This window comes from Spirosoma oryzicola (assembly GCF_021233055.1).
GTDB classification, from domain to species: domain Bacteria; phylum Bacteroidota; class Bacteroidia; order Cytophagales; family Spirosomataceae; genus Spirosoma; species Spirosoma oryzicola.
In genome coordinates this window covers 1,160,361-1,182,320 of the sequence record NZ_CP089538.1, presented here as the reverse complement: position 1 = coordinate 1,182,320, position 21,960 = coordinate 1,160,361, and the positions used below count along the sequence as shown (strand labels likewise).

Below are 21,960 nucleotides of genomic sequence, written 5' to 3'. Positions count from 1 at the left end.
GAACCCGACACCTCGTTTCGGTGAACAACCCGGCCAATTCGGCTATTCCCAGCCGCCCCCCAGCGCCCGGTACAAATCGACCAGCGACAAAAACTGCGACCGCTTGGTGTCGATCTGCGCTAATTGCGCATCCAATACGCTACGCTGGGCCGTAATCACTTCCAGATACGTAGCGTATCCGTTCGTAAATAACTCGTTCGACGTGACAGCCGCGTTTTTTAGCATCGCCACTTCCTGCGTTTGTATATCCGCCACAGACCGGTAATTCTCCAACCCTTTCAGACTACTGACAACCTCGCTGACACCAGTGAGAATTGCTTTTTGATAGGCAAAATAAGCACCCCGGCTTTGTGCAACGGAAGCCGCATAATTCCCTTTCAGCAACCGCCGGTTGAACACCGGAGCGGCTAATCCCCCCAATGCGCCGAGCGCCAACGATCCGGGGTTTAGGAGTGTAGCCGCCCGGAATGAATTTAACCCAATGTAAGGCGTCAGCGTCAGCGACGGCAGGAATTCGGCCTGAGCCACGGCTACGTCAATATTAGCCGCTTCCAGTTCGCGTTCAGCCTGCCGAATGTCGGGTCGGCGTCGTACCAACTGCGCGGGTAATCCGGCAACAACCGAAGCAGGCAATTGCTGATTTTCGATGGTCTGACCGCGCGAAATCGGTTGCGGATAACGCCCCAGCAATGCATTCAGCTGGTTTTCCGTCTCCACGATTTGTTGCCTCACCCGACCTTCCAGACTGCGTGTGTTGAGCAGTTGAGCCGTAAATTGCTGAACGGCCAGCACCGTTACCCGACCCGCATCCTTCTGTACATTGACCAACTCAACCGCACGTCGTTGCAGGGCTTCGTTCTCTTCGATAATGTTCAACTCCCCATCCAGCGCAAGGAGCGTATAATACAACCGGGCTACTTCGGCAGTGAGCGCCGTTACAACCAGGTTACGCCCCTCCTGCGATGCCAACAGCCGCGTGTAAGCCGCCCGACGACGGTTGCGGAGCTTCCCCCAGATATCAATCTCCCAGGAACTGCGTAACCCCAGGAAAAAATCAGGGGTCGGGTTGGGAATCCGTTGCTGGTTGTCAATATTGCCGGACAGGTTTGTATCAAAATTACCGACGCCATTCAGCGTATACCGTCCGTACCGATCAAAACCAGCAGCGGCCACCGCATTAACACTCGGCAGCAACGCGCCCTGACTAACAACAAAGTTTGCCCGCGCTACCTCTATTCGCTGTACAGCCATTTTGAGATCCGGGTTTTGCGTTAGGGCTGTGTCAATCAGCCGGACCAGATACGGGTCCGAAAACAGTTTTGTCCGGTGCAGATCGCCGATACCGACCGAATCCGTACGGTTGATAAACGTTGCGGGCAATGGCACTCCCGGCGACCGGGAAGGGGTACGGACAGCCTGGCAACCGCTCAGACCGACCAGAAAAATGAATAGACTGTAGGTTAGACTATGTTTCTTGAAAGACTGTACGAGTGGCATTCGTTTTAATGGATTGTTGATTTGAACCCGTTTCCGATTCGTCATCGGTAGCAGACGTTTTCGACGGAAATCGCTGGGCTAGTTTAGCAAAGAGAATGTACAGGCCGGGGACGAGTACCAGTCCGAAGACGGTTCCAATAAACATACCCCCCGCAGCCGCTGTACCAATGGACCGGTTGCCTAACGCTCCGGCTCCTGACGCGATGCAAAGCGGAATCAGTCCGGCAATGAACGCTAACGAGGTCATTAGGATCGGACGCAAGCGCGTTACGGCTCCTTCAATGGCGGCATCCAGAACCGACAGTCCTTCCTGCTGACGCTGGTTAGCGAACTCGACAATCAGAATCGCGTTTTTTCCGAGCAAACCGATGAGCATCACCAGCGATACCTGCGCGTAGATGTTGTTTTGCAGCCCAGCCAGTTGCAGACAAACAAACGAACCGAAAATTCCGGCGGGCAGCGATAACAATACGGCAAGCGGCAAAAACAAGCTCTCGTATTGCGCTACCAGCAGCAGATACACAAAGACCAGACAGATGGCAAAGATGTAAATGGCCTGATCGCCCGACAACACTTCCTCCCGCGACATACCCGACCATTCGAAGGAATAACCACGCGGTAGTGTCTTGCTGGCCACTTCCTGAACCGCGCGCAGGGCGTCGCCACTGCTATAACCGGACGCGGGATCGCCGTTGATCAGCGCGGAGGTGTACATGTTGTAGCGGGTAATCTGCTCTGGTCCGTACACCCGCTTCAGGCTGACGAAGTTCGAATAAGGCACCATCTCCCCCTCGTCATTTTTTACCCGTAGGTTCAGCACATCTTCCGGTTTGGCCCGGTATTCGGGAGAAGCCTGCACCATCACTTTGTACATCTGCCCGAATCGAATGAAATTCGACGCGTAAAAACTGCCCATCAGCGTTTGTAAGGTATTCATCGCATTGTCAATGGACACACCTTTCTGGGCGGCCTTGTCCTGATCGACCTGCAACAGATACTGCGGAAAGCTCGGATCGAAGCTTGTAAAAGCACTGCTGATTTCAGGACGCTTCTTCAATGCAGCAATAAAATCGTCAGCAACTTTCTTGGTTTTCTGTAAATCGCCGGAGCCCGTACGGTCGAGCATACGAAGCTCGAAACCGCTGGAATTACCAAAACCGGGAACCGTTGGTGGGGGAAAAAACTGGATACTCGCATCCTGAATGCCTCGCGTATTTTCTTGCAGCGCGACAATCAAATCGTCCACCGTTTGCGTACGAGCGTCCCAGCTTTTCAGGTTGATCATACCCATTCCGTACGAAGCACCGTTACCATCGGTCATCAGGCTATAACCGGCCAGCGTCGATACGTTTTCAACGGCGTCCATCTTCGAGGCCACCCGCTGAATTTTGTCCAGTACATCTTCGGTTCGTTTAACCGTAGCCCCAACGGGTGTGGTTACGTTCACGTAAATCATACCCTGATCTTCCGTCGGAATAAATCCACTCGGTAGAAAGGACGTGATGCCCCACGTACCAGCCGCGAAGAGCAACAACATTACAACCGTCACCATACCCCGGCTGGCGATTCGCCGGAGTACTTTTTGATAGCGACCGGTCAGCGCATCGAAACCCCGGTTGAAGCGGGCAAAAAACCGACCCAGCAATCCTGTTGCTTCGTGTGCATGCGTCGGGCGTAACAGCAGGGCGCACAGAGCGGGCGTCAGCGTAACGGCGTTGATTCCCGAAATAACAATAGCGACGGCCAGCGTCAGCGAAAACTGCCGGTAGAAAATACCGACCGGACCCGACATAAACGCAACGGGTACAAACACTGCCGACATCACCAGCGTAATCGCGATCAACGCTCCGCTGATTTCCTTCATGGCGGCAAACGTAGCGGCTCTCGGCGACAGATGTTCTTCCGTCATTTTAGCGTGAACAGCTTCCACCACCACAATGGCGTTATCCACCACAATACCAATAGCCAGCACCAAGGCAAACAGCGTAAGCAGGTTAATCGAAAAGCCGATTGCACTCATGAAAGCAAACGAACCCACCAGTGCCACGGGCACTGCTAATGCACAGATCAGGGTAGACCGCCAGTCCTGAAGGAACAGAAACACGACCAGAAACACCAGCACAAACGCTTCAATCAGCGTTCTCACTACTTCGTGGATAGACGCATCCAGAAAGCGCGACACATCGTATGCGAAGTTGTACGTCATGCCGGGCGGGAAGTTGGTTTTCTTTAATTCCGCCATCCGCGCTTTTACGTTGTTGATGACTTCCTGCGCGTTAGATCCCGGTCGTTGCTTAAGCATAATCGACGCCGATGGCCGCCCGTCCGTTTTCGACAATACATCGTAATTGAGCGATCCGAATTCGACGTCAGCTACGTCTTTCAGGCGTAGGATCGAACCATCGGATTCGGCCCGCAGCACGAGGTTTTCGTACTGCTTCGGCTCGAAAAACTTACCGCTGTATCGAAGCACGTACTGAAGCATCTGCGGGGCTCGGTCAGCACTCTCGCCCGCTTTACCGGGGGCCGCTTCGACGTTTTGCTCGCGAATGGCATCAACGACCTCGTCGGCCGATACACCGTAAGCCGTCATCCGGTCCGGTTTGAGCCAGACGCGCATCGAATACTGACGAGCGCCCATGATGGTAGCCACGCCTACGCCATCGATTCGCTTGAGTTCAGCCAGCACGTTGATGTCGGCGAAGTTGTAAATAAACTTCTCGTCAACGCTCGGATCGTTACTGAAAACGTTGAGGTACAGCAGCATACTGTTTACCTCTTTTTCCGTCGATACCCCGGCTTTGATCACTTCCTGTGGCAACTCGTCCAGCACGGTTGTCACGCGGTTCTGAACGCTCATGGCCGCCAGATCGGGGTCGGTGCCTACTTTGAAAAATACCTGCACCAGCGTTGTCCCATCGTTACTGGAGGTGGAGTTCATGTACACCATGTTAGGCACCCCGTTGATGGCCCGTTCCAGCGGCATGGCTACCGCTTTGGTAGCCACCTCGGCATTCGCTCCCGTGTATTTAGCCGTTACCGTTACGGAAGGCGGCACAATGTCGGGGAACTGCGTAATAGGCAAACCGACCAGTGCCAATCCGCCCAGCAGGGTAATCAGCACCGATATGACCGCCGACAGCAGCGGTCTTTTAATAAAGAGATTAAACATGTTTTAAGGTTTCGGTACACGATTTATAGCCCACAACGCCGTTTTGAGGTAGCTCCGGAGGAACCACACCAAAACGATGAAGCGATAAACCAGCGGCTGTAAACTAGGTTAGTGCTGTGCGAGCGTACTCTGTGAGTCCACACTATCGGCAGGAACGGCTTCGGGAATAATCTGCATGCCGTCGCGGATATTTTGAATACCCTCGTAAACAACCCGTTCGCCCGGTTGCAGCCCCGACTGCACCAGATAGTAATGATCAACCCGACCCTGCGGCACGAAACTCCGTGATTTTACTTTATTCGCCTTATCGACCACGTACACGTAGTTTTTGTCCTGCACCTCAAACACCGCCTTCTGAGGGACCAGCAATGCATCATCTACATCGTTTGCCAACCGAACCTTTCCCGAAGAGCCATGCCGAAGCAGCTTCTCGGGGTTTGGAAACCGCGCCCGGAAGGCAATCGTCCCGGCTCCTTCTTCGAAGACACTTTCAACCGTTTCGATTTTTCCCGTGTGTGGGTACTTCGTATCATCGGCCAGCAACATCTCCACCGTCCGAACGCCCTGCTCCGGATTTTTGCGATGTTTCTTAACATAAGACAGGTATTCTTTCTCCGACACGTCGAAGTACGCGTAGACCTCGCGGGTGTCGGACACCGATGTCAGCAAGGCTCCTTCTTCGATCAGACTGCCCATTTTAAACGGAATCCGGTTGATGACGCCGTCAAACGGTGCTTTGATACTGGCGTGCGACAACCGAAGGGAAGCATTGTCCTGCATGGAGCGCGCTTCGTCGATAGCCGCCCGCGCTGCATCCAGCTTCGCTTTAGCCAGTTCCAGTTCAGAGGGTGAGACAACATTTTTATCGACCAGTAATTTCACCCGGCCCAGTTCGACTTCGGCCGTTTTGGCACCAGCCATTGCACTTTTCAGGTTCGCTTTCGCTTTGTCGAGTTCGGCGCGGTATTCGGCTTCATTTAATTTAAACAGCAGTTGTCCCTGCCGGACAGGCTGCCCTTCATCGACAAAGATTTTTTCGAGGAAACCCGACACCCGCGCCCGTATTTCGACGTTCCGAACGGCTTCGAGCGTACCAACGTACTCTTTTTTAAGCGTCGTCGATTGGCGCGCCAGCTTGACAACGGGCAAGGTAAGCTTCTCGGCCTGATCGGTTTGCGTTTCCTGTTTTGTGCAACCGATCATTACCGCACCCATCAGGAGCGCGGTCAACATCTCATAGTTTTTCATGGTTTTGAAGGTAGAATTGTACCTGTGTGCAAACAGTCCGGCCTGCCCACCTTTTCCGTGGTTGCCAGCAATTGATCACACCAATTAATTTATAGTGAAGATTTGGTCAATAAGCACACACCGTACGGCGTGTATCGATCTGTTTTGGACCGAAAGCACAGTACGTTTCTTGATTATCAACCAATCGTGAGCAGAAGCTAGACTAAATCAGTACAAACGCGAACCGCTCTGGTTATACGGCGTACTGGGGAGGAGGAGACGTAATTTCGGGCACGTGCGAAGGCACATGCGCGGGTTTGAAGGGCACGGACTGCCGAATCAAATACCAATAACGCGCGGGTAAGGTCGTGAATACGAAAAGTTGATGAAAGAAGTAATCGTGTTCGACGTTGGTTACTTCGGAATCGTCGTCCGATTCTTCGTGTTCGGGAATGGCGTTCTCGAAGCCGAAACATTCTTCCAGCAGCAGTTCGCCAAAACTTTCAATTTCGTTGATGGATAAATCTTCGCGTCGTTCGCCGGGATAGCGCGGGTGCGCGTATGGGTCGGGCGCGTCAATACTGACATTGATGACATGTAGAGCCATCAACAGGCAAAGAAACCGGTGCAGTATGACGTGACGTTGAAGCTTACCCATACACCCAATACGGTTGGTAGGTTTACAAATATAATCAGCGCCGGGAATAACCAATCTGAACGGACTCACCGAACGGTAAGATTGGCGGTATCGTTTTAGTTTTCCTTGTTATGCTACAATTTTGGCATTACTCAACCCGCTAAAATCAACGGTGAACTAGTATTGATTACTAGTTACTGGCAGTAAATAGTTTCCAGGGCGTGTCTTGTAAGGATGCAACAGCAATTTCCACCGTTTGACTGGTAACCGCAGCATTATCCGCATTTCGATCAAGCGCGTCGATCTTAACCGCTTGAAATGTCGGCGTCGCTTCGGTATTACTTACGAACAAAACGCTTGTTGAAGACGTATTCTGCTCTGTAGTCAGTAAACTACTATAATCCAGAACCTGTTCGATGTGTCTGGTCGTTAACCAGTTGCGCAGCTTACTCGCGGTACTGACCTGCATCCATTTTGCGGGCAACACATAAGCCAGATGTCCATCTGGTTTTAGCAGTCGCATTCCCAGTTCGACAAACAGGATGTACGGATCGGCCTTACTCGTATACGTGTTAGGGAACGCTTTTTGTAGGTACGGCTTGTACCGGCTAAAATCATCGGAGCGTGGGTAAACCGGACACCCGATCACAGCATCGAAACCCACGTAGTTACCAGCATCATCGAGAACGTCAGGAAATACAAACCGCCACTCAACCGCCTGCTGAAACAGCCGTTGCTGGTTAGCGAATGCCTGCTTACGAACCGCCAGTTGCTCATTCAGTTTGCGAAACCGGTCGTCGCTATCGACAAAATCAAACGTCAGCGTCGATTGCGCTAGTTTTGCTTCCATCCGCCTGATCGATGCGCTTTCTTTCTGATCAGTGGGTAAAAGCAGCTTTATTGACTCCTCGAATGCGTTAATGCGAGTACGAGTCTCGGTGTCCCCGGCGTTATCATGCCTTTGTTTACGAGTCAATAAGTCGGCTTTGTATTGCTCAAGATCGACCTGAAGCTTTTCGCGCGCCGATAGGCTGCTCAGGCTTTCTACCCGGAAATCAACGCTAATGCGCGACACCAACGAATTGCCCACGTTGCTATTCGGCGTGAGCCGCAAAGCCACCCCATCGGGTGAGTCATCCGCGTTGGGTACCATTGTCCGGTTAGCAGATTGGTCTTTGGGGACAGTAAGGTATTGCGGTTCAGCACTTGGCCGATATAGACTTTTTAGCAGTTCTATCCACAAACGAACCTGGTACGTTGCCACCGAACCAGGAGCACGATCTACTCCGAAAAGACAGTTTTCGATAAGCGTCTGCTTTTCGTGAAACATTGTTTTCTGAATCCGTTGCCGCTCGAAAGGCGAGTAGGTGGCATTGTCCTCTTCGGTTCCGGTATACGTGAACAGTTCACCGTCTTCGTTCGTCATCAGCAGATCACCATCAACGACACTTATTGCAAGCTGCGGCAAGCGTTGTCCGTTAATGTCAACGAGAATACCGAGTTCGGCTTTAAAAGCAATCAGTTCGTTGAGCGCCGAGAGTAGAAAACGTCCACTCCCTACGGCTGGATCGACAAGACGCAGGCTGTTGACAATTGCATTTAATCGAAGCAGCGCATCGGGTTGCGCATCCCGAAAAAGACTTTTTAGCTCAGCAAGGCTCGTCGCACCGCTCAGATTGGGAATAGAAGGATCGATCGATTCCGATAGCGTAGTGAACTTGGACAGTATTGCTCTACGGAGTGCCTCTTGAACCGTGTACGCCGTTACGGCGGCAGGTATGGGCAACGAGCCATTTCGATATTCGTTAAGCCGTTCGAGCGTTACACTAAGCGTAGCGGCACGAATGCTGGGCTTATCTGCGTCGATCACTTCAACAGACCCGTCAGCCGAAAAGTCGTAAGCATCCAGAAAAGTTAGCAAATAAGGCAGCGTCGCTAGCGATCCAGTCTGCGGCTCATTGGGCGAACTCCGCAAAGCGGTTTGTCCGAGCAGCGGTAATTCGAGCGTAGCAGTAAGCGCATCGACCGTCAGCGTTTTTTGTTCGAGATCCGTTTTGTCGAATAAAGAACTGCCCAAGTGAGGAACGCGACCAAAACGATTGATTGCATCTACGGAACGCTGTTCAACAGGTATGGTTAACGTGGCGAACAACTCACTCAACGAAGCGAACTTATCAATACATCGTACGCTCAGAAACGGGCGGGGCGGCTCATCCGGATAGCAATTGCCCAATTGCCCTTCCAGCACTTTAAGCAGAAAAATACGATTGATCCAGGTAATGCATAAGTCAAGTCCAACGGCAAAAAGCTGCTCGTCTTCGTTGGCTCCGTAATCCGTCCAGTCGTCGCCCGAGCCCAGTACGTTACGCGCCTGTAGCTGCTGAATCGTATTTTCCAGCAACGAGCCTTCTAACCGTTCGTCTTGGGGTAACCGGTCAATGCGCGTGCCAATCTTAGCCGTTGGCGTTTCCCGCAATCCGATTATCCACAGCAATTCATCGTAGAAGCGCTGATTGAACGAGCCGGTGCCGTTATCGAATGGACGCTTTACCAGATGTTCCGGCGAAAGCAGTTTAAGGGCCGTCAGTAAAGCGCGGTTACCCGGTTCGGAAACGCGATTGAGCGAGTCAGCCGTTTGGCGAAGGTTCAGGTACGTGACGGGGATTTCGGCGTCAAGGTCGCGTAAAATCCGGGCCGTTTCCGCAAAAAAGAAGGTGTTCTCTTTCTGTTGCTGCTGCTTGATCTGATACAGCTTTTTGAGCCGGGCATTGTTGTAGAAAAAACGGCGAAAATCGACTTCATCGAAAAGAAACCAGTTGTAAACGTCGGTGATAATCAACTGACGGATAACGGTAGGCTGATCGCGTTCGGCGTTTTCGAAGTAGTGCAGAATCAGTTCGTGCAGTGCCCTGACGTTGTTCTTAAGCGGTGTCATCATCTCACCGGCAAACACCTTTCTGGTTTCGACAACAACACTCGGCACCTCTACTGCCGACACGGACGCGCCGGACGACACCTTTTCAGTCGAAGCCTGCGTAGCTGATTTCGGCTGAATACTAATATCAACTCCTTGTTGGGCGCTCAGGTCGAATGCCTCCGCATCGAACACGTCACGCAGGAAATCAGCAATAATCGTTCGCTGATAGTCTTCGGACTCTTTTTCGTTTACCCGCGAAAACAAGCCTGCCAGTACCCGCCGGAATTTATCCATCTGCTCCCGCGTGACGGCCTGTCGAGCATAGGCTTTGTTGAGTGATTGAGCAGGTTTACGAAGTTGGAGCCTCATAAAGGCAAAGTTAGCTGTAAAGACAAAGGGACGGCGAACGTTGGGCGTACTTTTTAAGCCTTACCCGGTTCGCCGTCCCTTACGGTATTGTTTTTACTTAAAGAGCTGCTCCCAGAAGCTCTTTGCTTTTTCTTTGGCTTCTTCAATTTGAAGAGCCGCTTCGGCTTTCAGCTCGTCCAGTTTTACCTGAGCGGCTTCGAACTGCACCGAGGCTTCGGCTTTCAATTCGTCGAATTTATCTTCGGCAACCTCCGACAGTTGATCTGCTTTGGCCGATGCCGCAGCAAAAACCGTTTCGGCCTGAGCTTGCAGGTTGGCCAGATTATCGGCGGTGGATGCTTTAGCCGCGTCAAAATGCTCGGTTGCTTTTGTTTTGATGCCTTCCACATCAATGTCCTTTCCGAATTCCTGCGCCTGAGCAATCAGCTTGTCTTTTAACTCGTCCAGTTGCGCAGCGGCTGCGTTTAAGTGCTGGTTCGCTTCGGCTTTGAAAGACGCCAGCTTCTCTGCCGCCGTCGATTTAGCCGCGTTTACATCGTCAGCAGTGGTATTTTTCGCGTTATTTTCCATAGGATTGTGGGATTTGAGTAATGGGTAACTCGTGAACAGAGCCTTGCGGGTGCTTACCCTAACCGACGCACGATCAGGCTGTTCACTAGCTCAAACAGATTGACGGGTTTTAATGTTCGCCAGTTGGCAATGTCGAGCGTACCGCCAAAATTGATGTAATAATCCAGGTGGTATTTTTTCCATTCACGCTCGATAAACTCCGGCGAATGAATAGCCGCGATCCAGCCATCTTCTACATCCTCAAACCATTCCTCGTAATAGCTATCATCCGAACCGTGAAAGTTGAGAATGTTTTCGCTGATCAGAATAAAATATTTGATTTCCTGATACACCAACGGATCGATTACCTGCCGCTTCAGATACATGATGTCGTTGTGAAGCGTGTCATTCCATTCCCCAAAAAGCTCAATCACAACAAACTGTCGGTCATAATTGGCGTATAGTATTTTGCAGTAAAGCGTTTCCGATCCGATTTCGTCCCAAAGCGGGTGGATGTAATAACCATATATGTTGTTTTCGTACTGCTGCATATTATACTCCCGTTCATGAAACGGCGACCGTTCATCGTCGGCCGACGTATAATATTTTTCCCAGCCGTAGAAGGGCTCAATGTCCTGCATAACTGTTGACTGATTAACGAATTGATGTGCTGAGTAACTAATTTGGCCGACACCGATAAGGATTTTCGCTTACCAGAGCCGGATTCGTTTGTCAATTTACCGTATCCCTAACGAATTCGAAAAAGATAACGCCAATTTCCGGGCGTTTGTTGAGCCGGATTATGGGTATGTTTACAGCATGAAACCCGTCAGCAAAAACATTCTCATCTCCGGCGTATCGACCGGTATTGGCTACGGGGCAGCCCGGCAGTTTATTCAACGTGGCTATACGGTTTTTGGCAGTGTCCGCCAGCAGGCCGACGCCGACCGACTTCAGGCGGAACTGGGGCCTCGGTTTGTTCCGCTGGTGTTCGACGTAACGGATGCCAGCGCCATTGCTAAATCGGCGCAATGGCTTACGGATCAGCTCGGCGACAGCGGCCTGGGTGGGCTCATCAACAACGCGGGGATTGCCGTTGGCGGTCCGCTGCACTATCAGCCCATCGAAACCATCCGAAATCATTTCGACGTAAACGTGCTGGGACTGATTCAGGTTACACAGGTCTTTCTGCCTTTGCTGGGCGCGCGGGCGAACCATCCGGTTCAGCCGGGCCGAATTCTCAACATCAGTTCGGTTAACGGTCAGGTTGCGATACCGTTTATGGGCGCGTACGTTGGCTCCAAACATGCCGTTGAAGGCATCTCGCACAGCTTGCGCCGGGAGTTGAAACTGTTTGGTATTCCTGTCGTTATTGTTGGACCAGGTGCCGTCAAAACGCCGATCTGGGGAAAAGGGACGGATATTAGCGCTTATCGGGACACGGCTTATTATCCGGCCATGCAATGGTTTCTAAAGCAGGTTGAAGCGTCTGAGCAACGTGGTTTTTCTGTCGATTACCTCGGTGAGCGTATTGTGCAAATTCACGAAACAAAGCATCCTCATACGCGGTACGCAATAGTACCAAACAAACTAACCAGTTGGATACTACCAAGGCTATTGCCGGACCGAACTATCGACTGGATTCTGGGCCGGGTGAGTGGATTGCGGTATAAGCCGTAAGATTTTTCGCTTTCAGTCGTTAACGGTTCGCTTCCAGATAACAGCCCATGCTTAAACCTGCTTTTCAAAAAGACGACGCGCTACTGGCCGATATAGCCTCAGCGAGAGACAAACCGGATATGCTGCATATCTGGTGGCTTGGACAAAGCGGTTTTCTGCTGCAATACAACGGGAAACAACTGCTGTTCGATCCGTATCTGTCGGATTCGCTAAGCCGTAAGTATGCCCACACGGATAAACCGCACGTTCGACTATCGGAGATTGTCATTAATCCGGCCAAGCTCACGGATATCGACGTGGTAACGTCAAGCCACAACCATACCGATCATCTGGACGCCGAAACGCTGTTGCCGATCATGGCCGGAAACCCGTCGCTACGCTTTGTTATCCCCGAAGCCAACCGCAATTTTGTTGCCGAACGTTTGGAGCAGTCCACCCATTGGCGCGGACGGCACTGGCCCATCGGCCTGAACGACGGGCAAGCCAGTACGGTTGATGGGTTCGTTATCCGCGGTGTTCCCGCAGCCCATAATGAACTCGAACGAGACGCCGAAGGCCGCTGTAAATTCATGGGCTTTATGGTCGAACTGGGCCCCTATCGCGTGTACCATTCTGGTGATACGCTCTGGTATGATGGCCTGGTCGATATTCTGAAACCGTTTGACGTGGATGTAGCCTTTTTGCCCATCAATGGCAATAAACCCGAACGACGCGTAGCGGGCAATCTTAATCCCGACGAGGCCGCCCGGCTCGGTAAAGCCATTGGGGCAAAGCTCGTTGTCTCGCACCATTACGATCTGTTTGCCTTTAACACAGCTGACCCCGACGACTTCATCAAAGCCTGCAACCAATACGGGACGCCTTACCGCGTCATGCAGTTGGGCGAAGGAATCCATCTAAGTCGGGAGTCCGAAACGAATCTAAAACGATGAAACACCCCTTGTTGGCTTACTTGCTGGCTGCGCCCCTATTGCTTAGTCACGACAGTGCTGGTCAGTCTACCACGCCCAACTTTAAAATCCAGGTTGTCGATAATCAGATTGATATCGGTTACGGACTGGCGATTGGTGACGTCGACGGCGACCGTCGTCCCGACATTCTACTGGCCGATCAGAAAGAGTTTGTCTGGTATCAGAATCCAGGCGATAAAAGTAGCCCGTGGAAACGTCATGTAATGGCAGCAAATCTGACGCCACAGGATAATGTGTGCATTGCCGCCCGCGATCTGGATGGCGACGGGCGCGTTGAAGTGGCTGTTGGTGCTGGCTGGAATCCCGCCGAAACAACCGACAGTACGAAGTCAGGTGCCGTTTTTTACCTCGTTCGTCCCCAAGATCCGACCCAACGTTGGGAAGCCATTCGCTTGCCCCACGAAGTGACGACCCACCGAATGCGCTGGGCAAAGGTTAGCAAAGACAGTCACCAGTTGATCGTTGTCCCGCTGCACGGCCTGGGCAACAAAAACGGCGAAGGCCGGGGTGTTCGCATCTGGGGTTACGAGTTCCCCAAAAATCCAAGGGATTCCTGGAAGCGTCACCTGGTCGATTCGACGATGCACCTCACGCATAATTTCGAGCTGTGGGAAGATGGTGCTACTACCGGTTTGATTGTTGCCGGAAAAGAAGGCGGTGGCATTTTTGAGTGGCGAAAAAAGCGGTGGCGTCCGTACGATGATGAAGTGGCCAGCAATGCGTTACCGTTACTGACGAAAGGCACCGAAGGTATTGGCGAAATTCGCCGGCTAAACGGTGGCAGCGCTATTGCAACGATCCAGCCTATGCACGGGAATCTATTACAGGTCGAAAGCGGAGCGTACACGTTTGCGAAACCAAAACCGAAAGTTGAGGATAAAGTAGTCGATGTGTTGACGGATATACTCAGCCAGGGGCACGCCCTTGTTTGCGGTGATTTTCTGGGAATCGGTAGTGACCAGATTGTAGCCGGATGGCGCAATCCAAACGCAGCGGGAGCCGTAGGAGTCCGGCTCTTTAAGCCTAAAGAAGAAGGGAATCTGGAAGGGTACTCACTGGACGACAGCGTACGGATGGCCTGCGAAGATCTGCAAGCGGCTGACTTGGATGGTGATGGGGATCTGGACCTGATTGCATCGGGTCGTGCTACGCTGAACGTGCTTATTTACTGGAACCAGCAAAAGCCCTGATTGTCGGTATTCGGTTTACAGGGATGTAGCCTCTTTTGGAAGGCGTATCATGCGTGTAAACCGAATACCCTGACTTTTTTATTGATTCCCTAATTGACCGGCCAGCGAGCGTAGAGCCGATGCCAAGCCTTCGAGTCGGTAGGCAATATCCCCTTCCGATCCTAAGCGCGTGCTGAATTCAACCGTTTGGGTAGCCAACGTAGTAAACAAATCACTTAGCTCGCCCGCACTGATCTCACCGCTTTCTAGTTGCGTTTTCACTTGCTCAAGACTGTTTGTGATGTCGGCAGCGTTGTCCGCTTTGCGGAGTTCCTCGAGCCAACTGTTGATGACACCCGTTCCGCTTTGCGGTGTTGATGTAGCAGGATCTGCATTCAAAACGTCCATCGTGGAGTCGAGCAAATCCGATGATTTTTCGTGATCAAGCATATTAAAGTTGGCTGCTAAAGTTTCGTAAAATGTTTACTAACTGTTTCAGCTGGTCAGCGGTTGCCGGATCGACGCGCGGCTCGTGCGAAATAGCGGATGTGTGGCTAGCCAGACTCAACAGCAAATGCCGGACTTTATCGTTATCGCAATGGTCGGACTTGATTTGATCCCGTAGTTGTCTTAACTCATCCAGAATCCGTTCGGCACCGATATCACCCTGTAATGCATTTATCCAGCCTTCCAACAGTAGAATCCCTTGTTCCGCAGAAACTACCGTTGTATGTCCTTCTCCAAATGCTCCCAGCATATCATTGAGCATTCTGTGCTCTAGCGTGGTTTGCGTTTCCATATAGTAGTGAACAGTTTATACTTTTGAACTAAGGAATGTGGCGACTTTGAAGCCGCCACGTCCCTACAATTTATTACTAAAATTCCGTAAGATTTTTGACAGACTTTCCAAACCGCCGGTCCAGGTACCTTCGGCATTAGGACCTTCGGCAATGGCCTGCGTCTTGTCGGCCAGACTTAGCATCAGCTCCCGGACGCGCTGCTCGTTGGGCTGACCACTCTGCAACTCATTGCGGAGTTCGGTGAGTTCGGCTTCAAGCTGTTCCAGATTCGGGTCACCCTGAAGCGCTTGTAGCCAGCCATCGATCAGCATGACGCCCTGCGCTGGTGTAACACTCGACTGGCTATCGTCCCGGAACACCCCAAGTGTATCCTGGAGCATCCGTTCTTCCAATATGTTAGATCCCATCATGTGCAGTTTCGTTTTGTAAAGCCAGTTTGCTGCTAAGCAAGGCACATCGTCTATTTTTGATTCAGCGCGTGTGGCAGCAAACTGACTTTTTTGTTTTACAGTTGTTCGGCCAGTTTTTGAATCGAATCAACGACGTTTTCGAGCTTCTTGACGGTCGGCTCCTGAATATCCGATCCCTGGCTGACTTGCTCGGTATGATCCGCCAGATCCATCAGCAAACTACGAACGCGGTCCGCATCAGGATTGGCAAACTGCAACAAGCCGCGCAGCTCTTTCAGCTTTGCTTCAATCAGTTCAGTACTTTTATTTCCTTCAATAACTTTCAACCATCCGTTGATGAGCTGTACGCCATCAGCGGGTGATGCTGCCGTTCCATTGTCGGCTATGCCAATCGTCTGATCAAACAGACGCTGATCTAATGCGTGTGAAGCCATGTGTTTACTGTTTTTGGTTTACAAAAAAGCCGATCACCAATCACTGACAACAGACTTTTTATCCAAGTCTTGTTTTATACTGCCGTTGAAATCTGACCAGCGAAGTTGCGCAGCGCCGTTGCCAGCGTTTGCAGGCGTGATTGTAGATCGCCTTCCGCTTTCGGCGCTGCTTTTTCCGTTTTATCGGCCAGTTCGTTAAGCAACTTCTGGAGTTTCTGTGGATTTGGTTCACCCGTTTTCAACTCATCGTGCAGTTGCGTAAGCGGCTCTACCAGATCGCCGGTCGAGTGATTATTTTTGATGGATGAAAACCAGTCCGTAATAAGCGACATACCCTCTTGCGGGGTTGCAGCCTGTCCCTGATCGAAAGCCGCTACGGTTGCATCAAGCAATGTAGTGGCCGACGAACCAGTTGTCTGCGAGTGTTGATTTGCCATGTTCGTTAAGACCGCCGAAGCGGAGGTTAATTGGTTTTGTTATTTGTTAGAACCCGTCCAACGACGCTTTGTTTGTCGTCAACAAAAAGAGAGAGCCCGCCCTTTTAGCAAAGCCCTCTCCTTCTGTTGACAACGGTTTAGTACTGCGAACGACCGCCTGATGTTCCGGTACTGGTTTCCGATTCATCCCGGGGCGTATGGTCGGGCATTGGCCCGTTCGAAACCCCTGATGATCGTGTACCTGACCCTTGGCTGTAGTCATCACCCGTGCCGCCCGTACTCCGTGCATCGCTGCCCGTTGTGTCGTCCATTGCTGATGTACCGGTCCCGCTGTTGGTCGACTCACCGCCGACTGTGCTGGTCATCGGTGCCTGTCCTCCGGTATTAGCTGGTTTCGACGAGCCACCAAGCTGCTGACTAAAACCATCCAGTGCTTCAACAAGCGCGTCCAGTTTTGTTTTCACGTCGGTATCCGCCGAATCCGCCCTTTGTCGAACCTGGCTAACCAGATTTTCCATGATGCCCCGGATATGCCATCCGTTGGGGTTACCGCTCTGTAGCTCCGCCTTTAGTTCACTTAGGCCGTTGGCTACCGAAATTGTGTCCGACTCGCCACCATTACGCAAGGTTGTAATCCAGGTGTCAATAAGCGAGATTCCATCGAACGGCGAAATACTTGTCACATCGCCATTGAACGCATTGACGGTTACATCAACTAAGTTTGATGCATGCTGATTAATTGCCATATTATCGGGTTTAGCTAGGGGTGAATACTAGGCTTGTTCAGTAGCACGAGCAACCTGCCGGTGCAGGTTTTCGAGCGTGGCAATCAGTTGAGAAAGCTCAACCTGCTCGGCACTAGCTTCAGCCGAGGTAGCTACTTTCCGGGTCTGATCAATCAAGTCCTGCAACAGCGACGCAATTCGCTGGTTGTCGGGACGGTTGTATTGTTGCGCGGTGTGCACTTCGGCCCGCAGGCTTTCAAGCGTATCCGCAATATCGTCGGTATCTTCGTCGCCCGCTACGTCGAGCCGATTCAGCCACTGATCAATGAGTGATAAACCGTCGGTGGCCGTCGTTTCGCCGATAGCTCCGTCGAATGTATTGACTGTTTGCTCAATGAGCGAAGTCTGGTTCTGGTCTTGAGAAATCATGATTTTGTTTGTTGAGTAAAGGCACCCGGACTTTATTTGGCCAGTCCGTGCGCAAAGTCTTTTAGTGCTGTTGACAAGTTTTGCAAACGTACTTTGTATTCTCCTTCGGCAGCGTTATTTGCTAGGTCGACTGTTTCACCGGAGAGATCGTAAAGGATACGCTCTACTTCTCGAACAGTACCGGTATTAATTGCGTCCCGCAGCTTCTCGAGGGGTTCAGCGACCCATTGTGTACTCACGTTCGAGCGCACAATGAAAATCCACTCCTGAATAAGGTCTACGCCTGCATCGGGTGTTGTGGAGGACGCGCCACCACCGAGCGTTGCCAGCGTATCGTCCAGTATGGTATCGATTTTCTGATCGTGATGAGCCATAACGTTGAATCCATTAGTTTTGACAAAAAGAACCGCTACTACAGGCGATTGTTCGTTTACTTAGCGTTTTTTACACAAAATCTACTAATCGACTCGATTATTCATGGATGCAACCCGCTTACAACCCGACATACAGTATCAGTTTGCCCGGAGCGGGGGCGCTGGCGGGCAGAATGTCAACAAAGTGGCGACCAAAGCTGAACTGCGTTTCAACGTTCGGGCATCGTCTCTATTAACCGAGGAAGAGCGCGCTGTTCTGGAAGAAAAACTGGCGACAAAACTCACGACCGACGGCGAACTGGTGCTTACCCACCAAACCGAACGAACGCAGCTGGCGAACAAAGAAAAGGTTACCAAGAAGTTTTACCGACTGATTGAGAAAGCGTTTGAAAAGCCGAAAGCCAGAAAGGCAACCAAACCGTCGAAAGCGTCGGTGGCCGAACGGATTGCCGAGAAGAAGCGAAAAGGCGACGTAAAAGCCAATCGCAAAAAAATTGACTACTAAGTTTTGAGGTTACGGCCTGATGTTTAACGGTTTTCTGAGGTGCTGGGTGTGTGGTTGGGTGGTGTCGGCGGGGCCGCCCAACCACCTAACTACTCAAACATCAGCCTATCTATTACGCGTTCTACGGATTCCGGACAATACGGGTTCTCAAAACCGACACCACGAGCTTATACGTATACAACCCATCGTTCAGCAGAACAGTCAATTCTTACCAGCGCGTAACCTGCTAACAACTTCTGCCTCATTGCTCTAGTGCACTTCCTTACCGAATAAGGGTATTTCCCGATAGACTAGTAGACAATCGATTGATTGTCAAAATTTTACATTTTGCTTGGAAAACTAATCCCACCTACTAAACTTTGCCCACCTTTTAACTATAGTACCATAGCAAATTGGGGTTTTCCTATCTTTTTGCTCTTAGCTGGCGACTCTGTTTAATCGATTAACTACTCATCCTCTGCAATGTCCGATTACCGGACCGAATCAATTTTCATTTCTATGATAAAGCTTATACGCAAACGCTCTCAGGTGAGTCTTTTGGTAACGCTTCTGCTGATTGGCCCCAGGTTGGGCTGGTCACAGTCGGTGGTTTTCGCTCGCAACAGCGTAGCTACCGCCCAAGCCGGGACAACAGCGGGTCCTATTACGGGTACGGTCAAGAGTCAATCGGGTGAAACCTTACCGGGTATCAACGTGGTCGTCAAAGGGACGACGAAAGGAACCACCACCGATGTCAACGGAAAGTTCACGCTCGATGTACCCACCAATGCGGTTCTCGTTTTTTCGGGCATCGGCTTTACCACGCAGGAAATAGCCGTCAACAACCGAACGGTCATTGCCATTTCGCTGGCGACGGACAACAAACAGCTTGACGAGGTTGTCGTTGTCGGCTACGGCACACAAAAGCGGGAAAGCCTGACCAACTCAGTGGCGCAGATTGGCGCAGCAGAAGTTGCCCGACGGCCCGTTTCTAATATCCAGCAGTCCTTGCAGGGGCAGTTGCCCGGCGTTACGGTGCTAGACCAGGGCGGTTCACCCGGTCGCTCGAACACGGCCATTCGCATTCGGGGCGTAACGACGTTTAACATAAATGGTACCGCCGGTGCTGGAGCCAGTAACGCCAATGGTCAGTATGATTTAAGTAAGAACGACGCGCTGGTGATTGTCGATGGTATTGAGCAGCGATTGTCGGATATTAATCCCGACGATGTCGAGTCGATTTCGATTCTGAAAGATGCCGCTTCGACGGCTATTTACGGATCACGGGCGACCAACGGCGTGGTACTGGTCACAACCAAACGGGCCAAAGGCGGTAAGGTTCAGGTCGATTACAACGGCTATTACGCCATTCAGAAATCGATCAACGTACCACACATGATGGGGCTGGAAGACTATATGCGGATGCAGGTTGCCGCGTACACAAACGCCGGTTCGCCATTGCCCGCCCGCTTTACCGAACAGTCGATTCAAACCTACGTCAGTACCAGCGACAGGGAGAAATACCCGCTACCAAACACCTGGTTTCAGACCATGCTCCATGCGGCCCCTCAGCAGAACCACACGATATCCGTAGCGGGCGGTACGGAAACGCTTCGTACCCGGCTGAGTGTGCGCTATCAGGATCAGGCGGGTATCATCACGCATTACGCCAGCAAGATCGGCGAGATTCGTTTGAATTCCGATTATACCATTGCCCCGCGTCTGCGCGTCAGCACTGACCTGAACTACCGCTATAATTATTCGCAAGCGCCGACCGTCGATCCCATTGACCGCTTCCTACACGGTTCACTGTGGGCCGTCCCGAAATACGCCGATGGTACGTATGGCCTGAGCACGCAGGGTAATAACCCGTTGATGTACGCCGAAATTGGGGGCGATTCGAAGCGGTTCTCGGATTTTCTGGTCGGTTACGTCAAAGGTGAGTGGGACATTCTGGATGGCCTGACCTTCTCGACGCAGGTAGCGGGCCGGGGTTATTTCACGCAGGAAAAGAACTTTGCCAACGCATACGTCAACACGGACAAAAACACCAACATCACCAAGACCGTAGCGAACAACACACTGACCGAGGTACGCAACACGCTGAAAGAATACACGTTGATCAGCTTGCTTACGTATGACCGGCATATCCGTAATCATAACGTCAAAGGCTTGCTCGGTTATTCGCAGATCGGCAATACGCAAACGTTTCTGAATGCTTATCGCGAACGATTTTACAACAACGATATTCAATCAATTAGTCAGGGAACGAACGACGGTACGAAAAGCAATGGGGGTTACGACGCGGCTTTTGGACTACGATCATATTTCGGGCGGGTCAACTACGATTATGACGGCAAATACCTGGTTGAAGTAAACGGTCGCTTCGACGGGTCGTCCAAGTTTACGGGTGATAAACAGTACAGCTTCTTTCCGTCCTTCTCGGCGGGCTGGCGGCTGTCGAAAGAGAATTTCTGGCAGGGCTTGCAAACGACCGTCAATGACCTGAAAGTACGCGGATCGTGGGGCATTACGGGTAATCAGTCGGTCGATCTGTACAGCTATTACTCTTCCTTGCGGGCGAGCGGCTACACATTCAACGGTGCTGCGGCCCAAGGCTATCGCCAGACATCACTTGCTAATACGAACCTGGGTTGGGAATCGACAACTCAACTGGATTTGGGTCTGGACGCGTCTTTCTTCCGTAATCGCCTAAACCTGACGGTTGATTATTACCGCAAACTCACGAACGATATTTTGCTGAATCTGGACATTCCAGCGACGGTCGGTCTGATCGCGCCACCTCAGAACGCGGGGTCCGTCGAGAACAAGGGTTGGGAGTTTGCGCTCAACTACCGGGGCGCTAGAAGCTCGTCCGGTTTCCAGTATAATCTGGGCGCTAATTTCAGCATCAATTCAAACAAAGTCGTCGATCTGAAAGGGACCGGACCGTACATTACCGGCTCAGACATCGACCCGCGCTACATCATTGCCGTTGGCCTGCCGATCAATGCGTTGTGGGGTTACCAGACGGACGGTTTGTTCCAGACGCAGGAAGAAATCAACAACTACAAAGCCACCTATGCCGCCAACACCAAACCGGGCGACGTGAAATACGTGGACAGAAACGGAGACGGGAAGATCGATGCCAACGATATGACTACAATCGGCAACTCGTTTCCCAAATACACGTTCGGCTTGAATTCAAGCTTTTCCTTCAAAAATTTCGAGTTGAATCTGTTGTTTCAGGGTGCAGCTAAAGTCGATACACGCCTGGCGGGGGCTTTGGCCGAAATGGGCAATCAGGAAGGCTTTACGCATTCCATTTATACCAACAATTACTGGACACCCGAACGGACCGACGCGCGTTTCCCGCTCCCGCGAAAATTCGATTTGCGGAACGTTGCCACGTCCGACCGGCTGGTTATCAATGCCTCGTACGTCCGGTTGAAAAACGTTCAGCTAGCGTATTCGTTACCGGCTGCGCTGGCGAGTAAAGTCCGGTTGAGCCGGATACGGGCCTATGTATCAGCAACCAACGTGTTTACCATTTCGAAGCTGAACGAGTGGAACCTGGACCCGGAGGTTGGCTCCGGTCGGGCGGTGTATTATCCGCAAACGGCGCTGTATACACTGGGACTCAATCTGCAATACTAACCGCCACCCCTTTTGGCTTACA

The 21,960-nt window shown here is 51.6% G+C and carries 20 protein-coding genes; 5 read left to right on the top strand and 15 right to left on the bottom strand.

Features of this window, described 5'->3' with window-relative positions:
• Positions 1–42 precede the first annotated feature (42 nt).
• From LQ777_RS04730 to LQ777_RS04700, 7 genes are all read right to left on the bottom strand, one after another.
• The gene (locus LQ777_RS04730) at positions 43–1,497 is read right to left on the bottom strand and encodes a TolC family protein (RefSeq protein WP_232561372.1); all 1,455 of its coding nucleotides are present in this window, start codon (positions 1,495–1,497) and stop codon (positions 43–45) included.
• On the bottom strand, positions 1,466–4,669 hold the full coding sequence (locus LQ777_RS04725) for an efflux RND transporter permease subunit (protein WP_232561371.1): 3,204 nt from the start codon (positions 4,667–4,669) through the stop codon (positions 1,466–1,468). Before LQ777_RS04725 ends, LQ777_RS04730 begins: the two co-directional genes overlap by 32 nt.
• Before the next feature lie 108 nt (positions 4,670–4,777).
• Complete coding sequence (locus tag LQ777_RS04720; RefSeq protein WP_232561370.1) at positions 4,778–5,917, bottom strand: efflux RND transporter periplasmic adaptor subunit; 1,140 nt, start codon at positions 5,915–5,917, stop codon at positions 4,778–4,780.
• Positions 5,918–6,149: 232 nt separating this feature from the next.
• Positions 6,150–6,554 (bottom strand): hypothetical protein, encoded by a 405-nt coding sequence (locus tag LQ777_RS04715; protein WP_232561369.1) that lies wholly within the window; start codon positions 6,552–6,554, stop codon positions 6,150–6,152.
• Between the two features lie 169 nt (positions 6,555–6,723).
• Entirely contained in the window at positions 6,724–9,819 is a 3,096-nt protein-coding gene (locus LQ777_RS04710; RefSeq protein WP_232561368.1) for a type IIG restriction enzyme/methyltransferase, read from the bottom strand.
• Positions 9,820–9,912: 93 nt separating this feature from the next.
• Entirely contained in the window at positions 9,913–10,389 is a 477-nt protein-coding gene (locus tag LQ777_RS04705; RefSeq protein ID WP_232561367.1) for a hypothetical protein, read from the bottom strand.
• Positions 10,390–10,442: 53 nt separating this feature from the next.
• Positions 10,443–11,009, bottom strand: a complete 567-nt coding sequence (locus tag LQ777_RS04700; RefSeq protein WP_232561366.1) for a hypothetical protein — start codon at positions 11,007–11,009, stop codon at positions 10,443–10,445.
• An 88-nt stretch (positions 11,010–11,097) separates the two neighbouring features.
• Here LQ777_RS04700 and LQ777_RS04695 point away from each other — a divergent pair, with 88 nt between their 5' ends.
• From LQ777_RS04695 to LQ777_RS04685, 3 genes are read left to right on the top strand one after another with little or no spacing between them, the layout of a single operon-like run.
• Positions 11,098–12,048: an SDR family NAD(P)-dependent oxidoreductase gene (locus LQ777_RS04695; RefSeq protein WP_341871367.1), complete on the top strand. Its 951-nt coding sequence runs from the start codon at positions 11,098–11,100 to the stop codon at positions 12,046–12,048.
• 47 nt (positions 12,049–12,095) lie between these two features.
• Positions 12,096–12,980: an MBL fold metallo-hydrolase gene (locus LQ777_RS04690; protein ID WP_232561365.1), complete on the top strand. Its 885-nt coding sequence runs from the start codon at positions 12,096–12,098 to the stop codon at positions 12,978–12,980.
• On the top strand, positions 12,977–14,209 hold the full coding sequence (locus LQ777_RS04685) for an FG-GAP repeat domain-containing protein (protein WP_232561364.1): 1,233 nt from the start codon (positions 12,977–12,979) through the stop codon (positions 14,207–14,209). Before LQ777_RS04690 ends, LQ777_RS04685 begins: the two co-directional genes overlap by 4 nt.
• A gap of 78 nt (positions 14,210–14,287) precedes the next feature.
• Here LQ777_RS04685 and LQ777_RS04680 read toward each other — a convergent pair whose 3' ends face one another.
• The 8 genes from LQ777_RS04680 to LQ777_RS04645 all read right to left on the bottom strand — a co-directional run bounded on the left by LQ777_RS04680 (position 14,288) and on the right by LQ777_RS04645 (position 17,797).
• Positions 14,288–14,638 (bottom strand): hypothetical protein, encoded by a 351-nt coding sequence (locus LQ777_RS04680; RefSeq protein ID WP_232561363.1) that lies wholly within the window; start codon positions 14,636–14,638, stop codon positions 14,288–14,290.
• Between the two features lies 1 nt (position 14,639).
• On the bottom strand, positions 14,640–14,987 hold the full coding sequence (locus LQ777_RS04675; RefSeq protein WP_232561362.1) for a hypothetical protein: 348 nt from the start codon (positions 14,985–14,987) through the stop codon (positions 14,640–14,642).
• A gap of 63 nt (positions 14,988–15,050) precedes the next feature.
• Positions 15,051–15,398 (bottom strand): hypothetical protein, encoded by a 348-nt coding sequence (locus LQ777_RS04670; RefSeq protein ID WP_232561361.1) that lies wholly within the window; start codon positions 15,396–15,398, stop codon positions 15,051–15,053.
• A 95-nt stretch (positions 15,399–15,493) separates the two neighbouring features.
• A complete protein-coding gene (locus tag LQ777_RS04665; RefSeq protein ID WP_232561360.1) occupies positions 15,494–15,832 on the bottom strand; it encodes a hypothetical protein in 339 nt (112 codons plus the stop codon).
• A gap of 74 nt (positions 15,833–15,906) precedes the next feature.
• A complete protein-coding gene (locus tag LQ777_RS04660) occupies positions 15,907–16,269 on the bottom strand; it encodes a hypothetical protein (protein ID WP_232561359.1) in 363 nt (120 codons plus the stop codon).
• A 137-nt stretch (positions 16,270–16,406) separates the two neighbouring features.
• A complete protein-coding gene (locus tag LQ777_RS04655; RefSeq protein WP_232561358.1) occupies positions 16,407–17,015 on the bottom strand; it encodes a hypothetical protein in 609 nt (202 codons plus the stop codon).
• Positions 17,016–17,042: 27 nt separating this feature from the next.
• A complete protein-coding gene (locus LQ777_RS04650; protein WP_232561357.1) occupies positions 17,043–17,423 on the bottom strand; it encodes a hypothetical protein in 381 nt (126 codons plus the stop codon).
• A 32-nt stretch (positions 17,424–17,455) separates the two neighbouring features.
• Positions 17,456–17,797 carry a hypothetical protein gene (locus tag LQ777_RS04645; RefSeq protein WP_232561356.1) on the bottom strand — a complete coding sequence of 114 codons (342 nt, stop codon included), beginning with the start codon at positions 17,795–17,797 and terminating at the stop codon, positions 17,456–17,458.
• 103 nt (positions 17,798–17,900) lie between these two features.
• Between LQ777_RS04645 and arfB the strand changes: the two genes are divergently transcribed.
• Together arfB and LQ777_RS04635 are read left to right on the top strand one after the other, a co-directional pair.
• Complete coding sequence (arfB, locus tag LQ777_RS04640) at positions 17,901–18,302, top strand: alternative ribosome rescue aminoacyl-tRNA hydrolase ArfB (RefSeq protein WP_232561355.1); 402 nt, start codon at positions 17,901–17,903, stop codon at positions 18,300–18,302.
• Positions 18,303–18,800: 498 nt separating this feature from the next.
• Positions 18,801–21,938 (top strand): SusC/RagA family TonB-linked outer membrane protein, encoded by a 3,138-nt coding sequence (locus tag LQ777_RS04635; RefSeq protein ID WP_232561354.1) that lies wholly within the window; start codon positions 18,801–18,803, stop codon positions 21,936–21,938.
• Positions 21,939–21,960: the final 22 nt, after the last annotated feature.

Bases quoted from the DNA above. Each gene is read 5' to 3' on its own strand.
- LQ777_RS04730 (WP_232561372.1), bottom strand. From the start codon at position 1,497: ATGCCACTCGTACAGTCTTTCAAGAAACATAGTCTAACCTACAGTCTA.
- LQ777_RS04725 (WP_232561371.1), bottom strand. From the start codon at position 4,669: ATGTTTAATCTCTTTATTAAAAGACCGCTGCTGTCGGCGGTCATATCG.
- LQ777_RS04720 (WP_232561370.1), bottom strand. From the start codon at position 5,917: ATGAAAAACTATGAGATGTTGACCGCGCTCCTGATGGGTGCGGTAATG.
- LQ777_RS04715 (WP_232561369.1), bottom strand. From the start codon at position 6,554: ATGGGTAAGCTTCAACGTCACGTCATACTGCACCGGTTTCTTTGCCTG.
- LQ777_RS04710 (WP_232561368.1), bottom strand. From the start codon at position 9,819: ATGAGGCTCCAACTTCGTAAACCTGCTCAATCACTCAACAAAGCCTAT.
- LQ777_RS04705 (WP_232561367.1), bottom strand. From the start codon at position 10,389: ATGGAAAATAACGCGAAAAATACCACTGCTGACGATGTAAACGCGGCT.
- LQ777_RS04700 (WP_232561366.1), bottom strand. From the start codon at position 11,009: ATGCAGGACATTGAGCCCTTCTACGGCTGGGAAAAATATTATACGTCG.
- LQ777_RS04690 (WP_232561365.1), top strand. From the start codon at position 12,096: ATGCTTAAACCTGCTTTTCAAAAAGACGACGCGCTACTGGCCGATATA.
- LQ777_RS04685 (WP_232561364.1), top strand. From the start codon at position 12,977: ATGAAACACCCCTTGTTGGCTTACTTGCTGGCTGCGCCCCTATTGCTT.
- LQ777_RS04680 (WP_232561363.1), bottom strand. From the start codon at position 14,638: ATGCTTGATCACGAAAAATCATCGGATTTGCTCGACTCCACGATGGAC.
- LQ777_RS04675 (WP_232561362.1), bottom strand. From the start codon at position 14,987: ATGGAAACGCAAACCACGCTAGAGCACAGAATGCTCAATGATATGCTG.
- LQ777_RS04670 (WP_232561361.1), bottom strand. From the start codon at position 15,398: ATGATGGGATCTAACATATTGGAAGAACGGATGCTCCAGGATACACTT.
- LQ777_RS04665 (WP_232561360.1), bottom strand. From the start codon at position 15,832: ATGGCTTCACACGCATTAGATCAGCGTCTGTTTGATCAGACGATTGGC.
- LQ777_RS04660 (WP_232561359.1), bottom strand. From the start codon at position 16,269: ATGGCAAATCAACACTCGCAGACAACTGGTTCGTCGGCCACTACATTG.
- LQ777_RS04655 (WP_232561358.1), bottom strand. From the start codon at position 17,015: ATGGCAATTAATCAGCATGCATCAAACTTAGTTGATGTAACCGTCAAT.
- LQ777_RS04650 (WP_232561357.1), bottom strand. From the start codon at position 17,423: ATGATTTCTCAAGACCAGAACCAGACTTCGCTCATTGAGCAAACAGTC.
- LQ777_RS04645 (WP_232561356.1), bottom strand. From the start codon at position 17,797: ATGGCTCATCACGATCAGAAAATCGATACCATACTGGACGATACGCTG.
- arfB (WP_232561355.1), top strand. From the start codon at position 17,901: ATGGATGCAACCCGCTTACAACCCGACATACAGTATCAGTTTGCCCGG.
- LQ777_RS04635 (WP_232561354.1), top strand. From the start codon at position 18,801: ATGATAAAGCTTATACGCAAACGCTCTCAGGTGAGTCTTTTGGTAACG.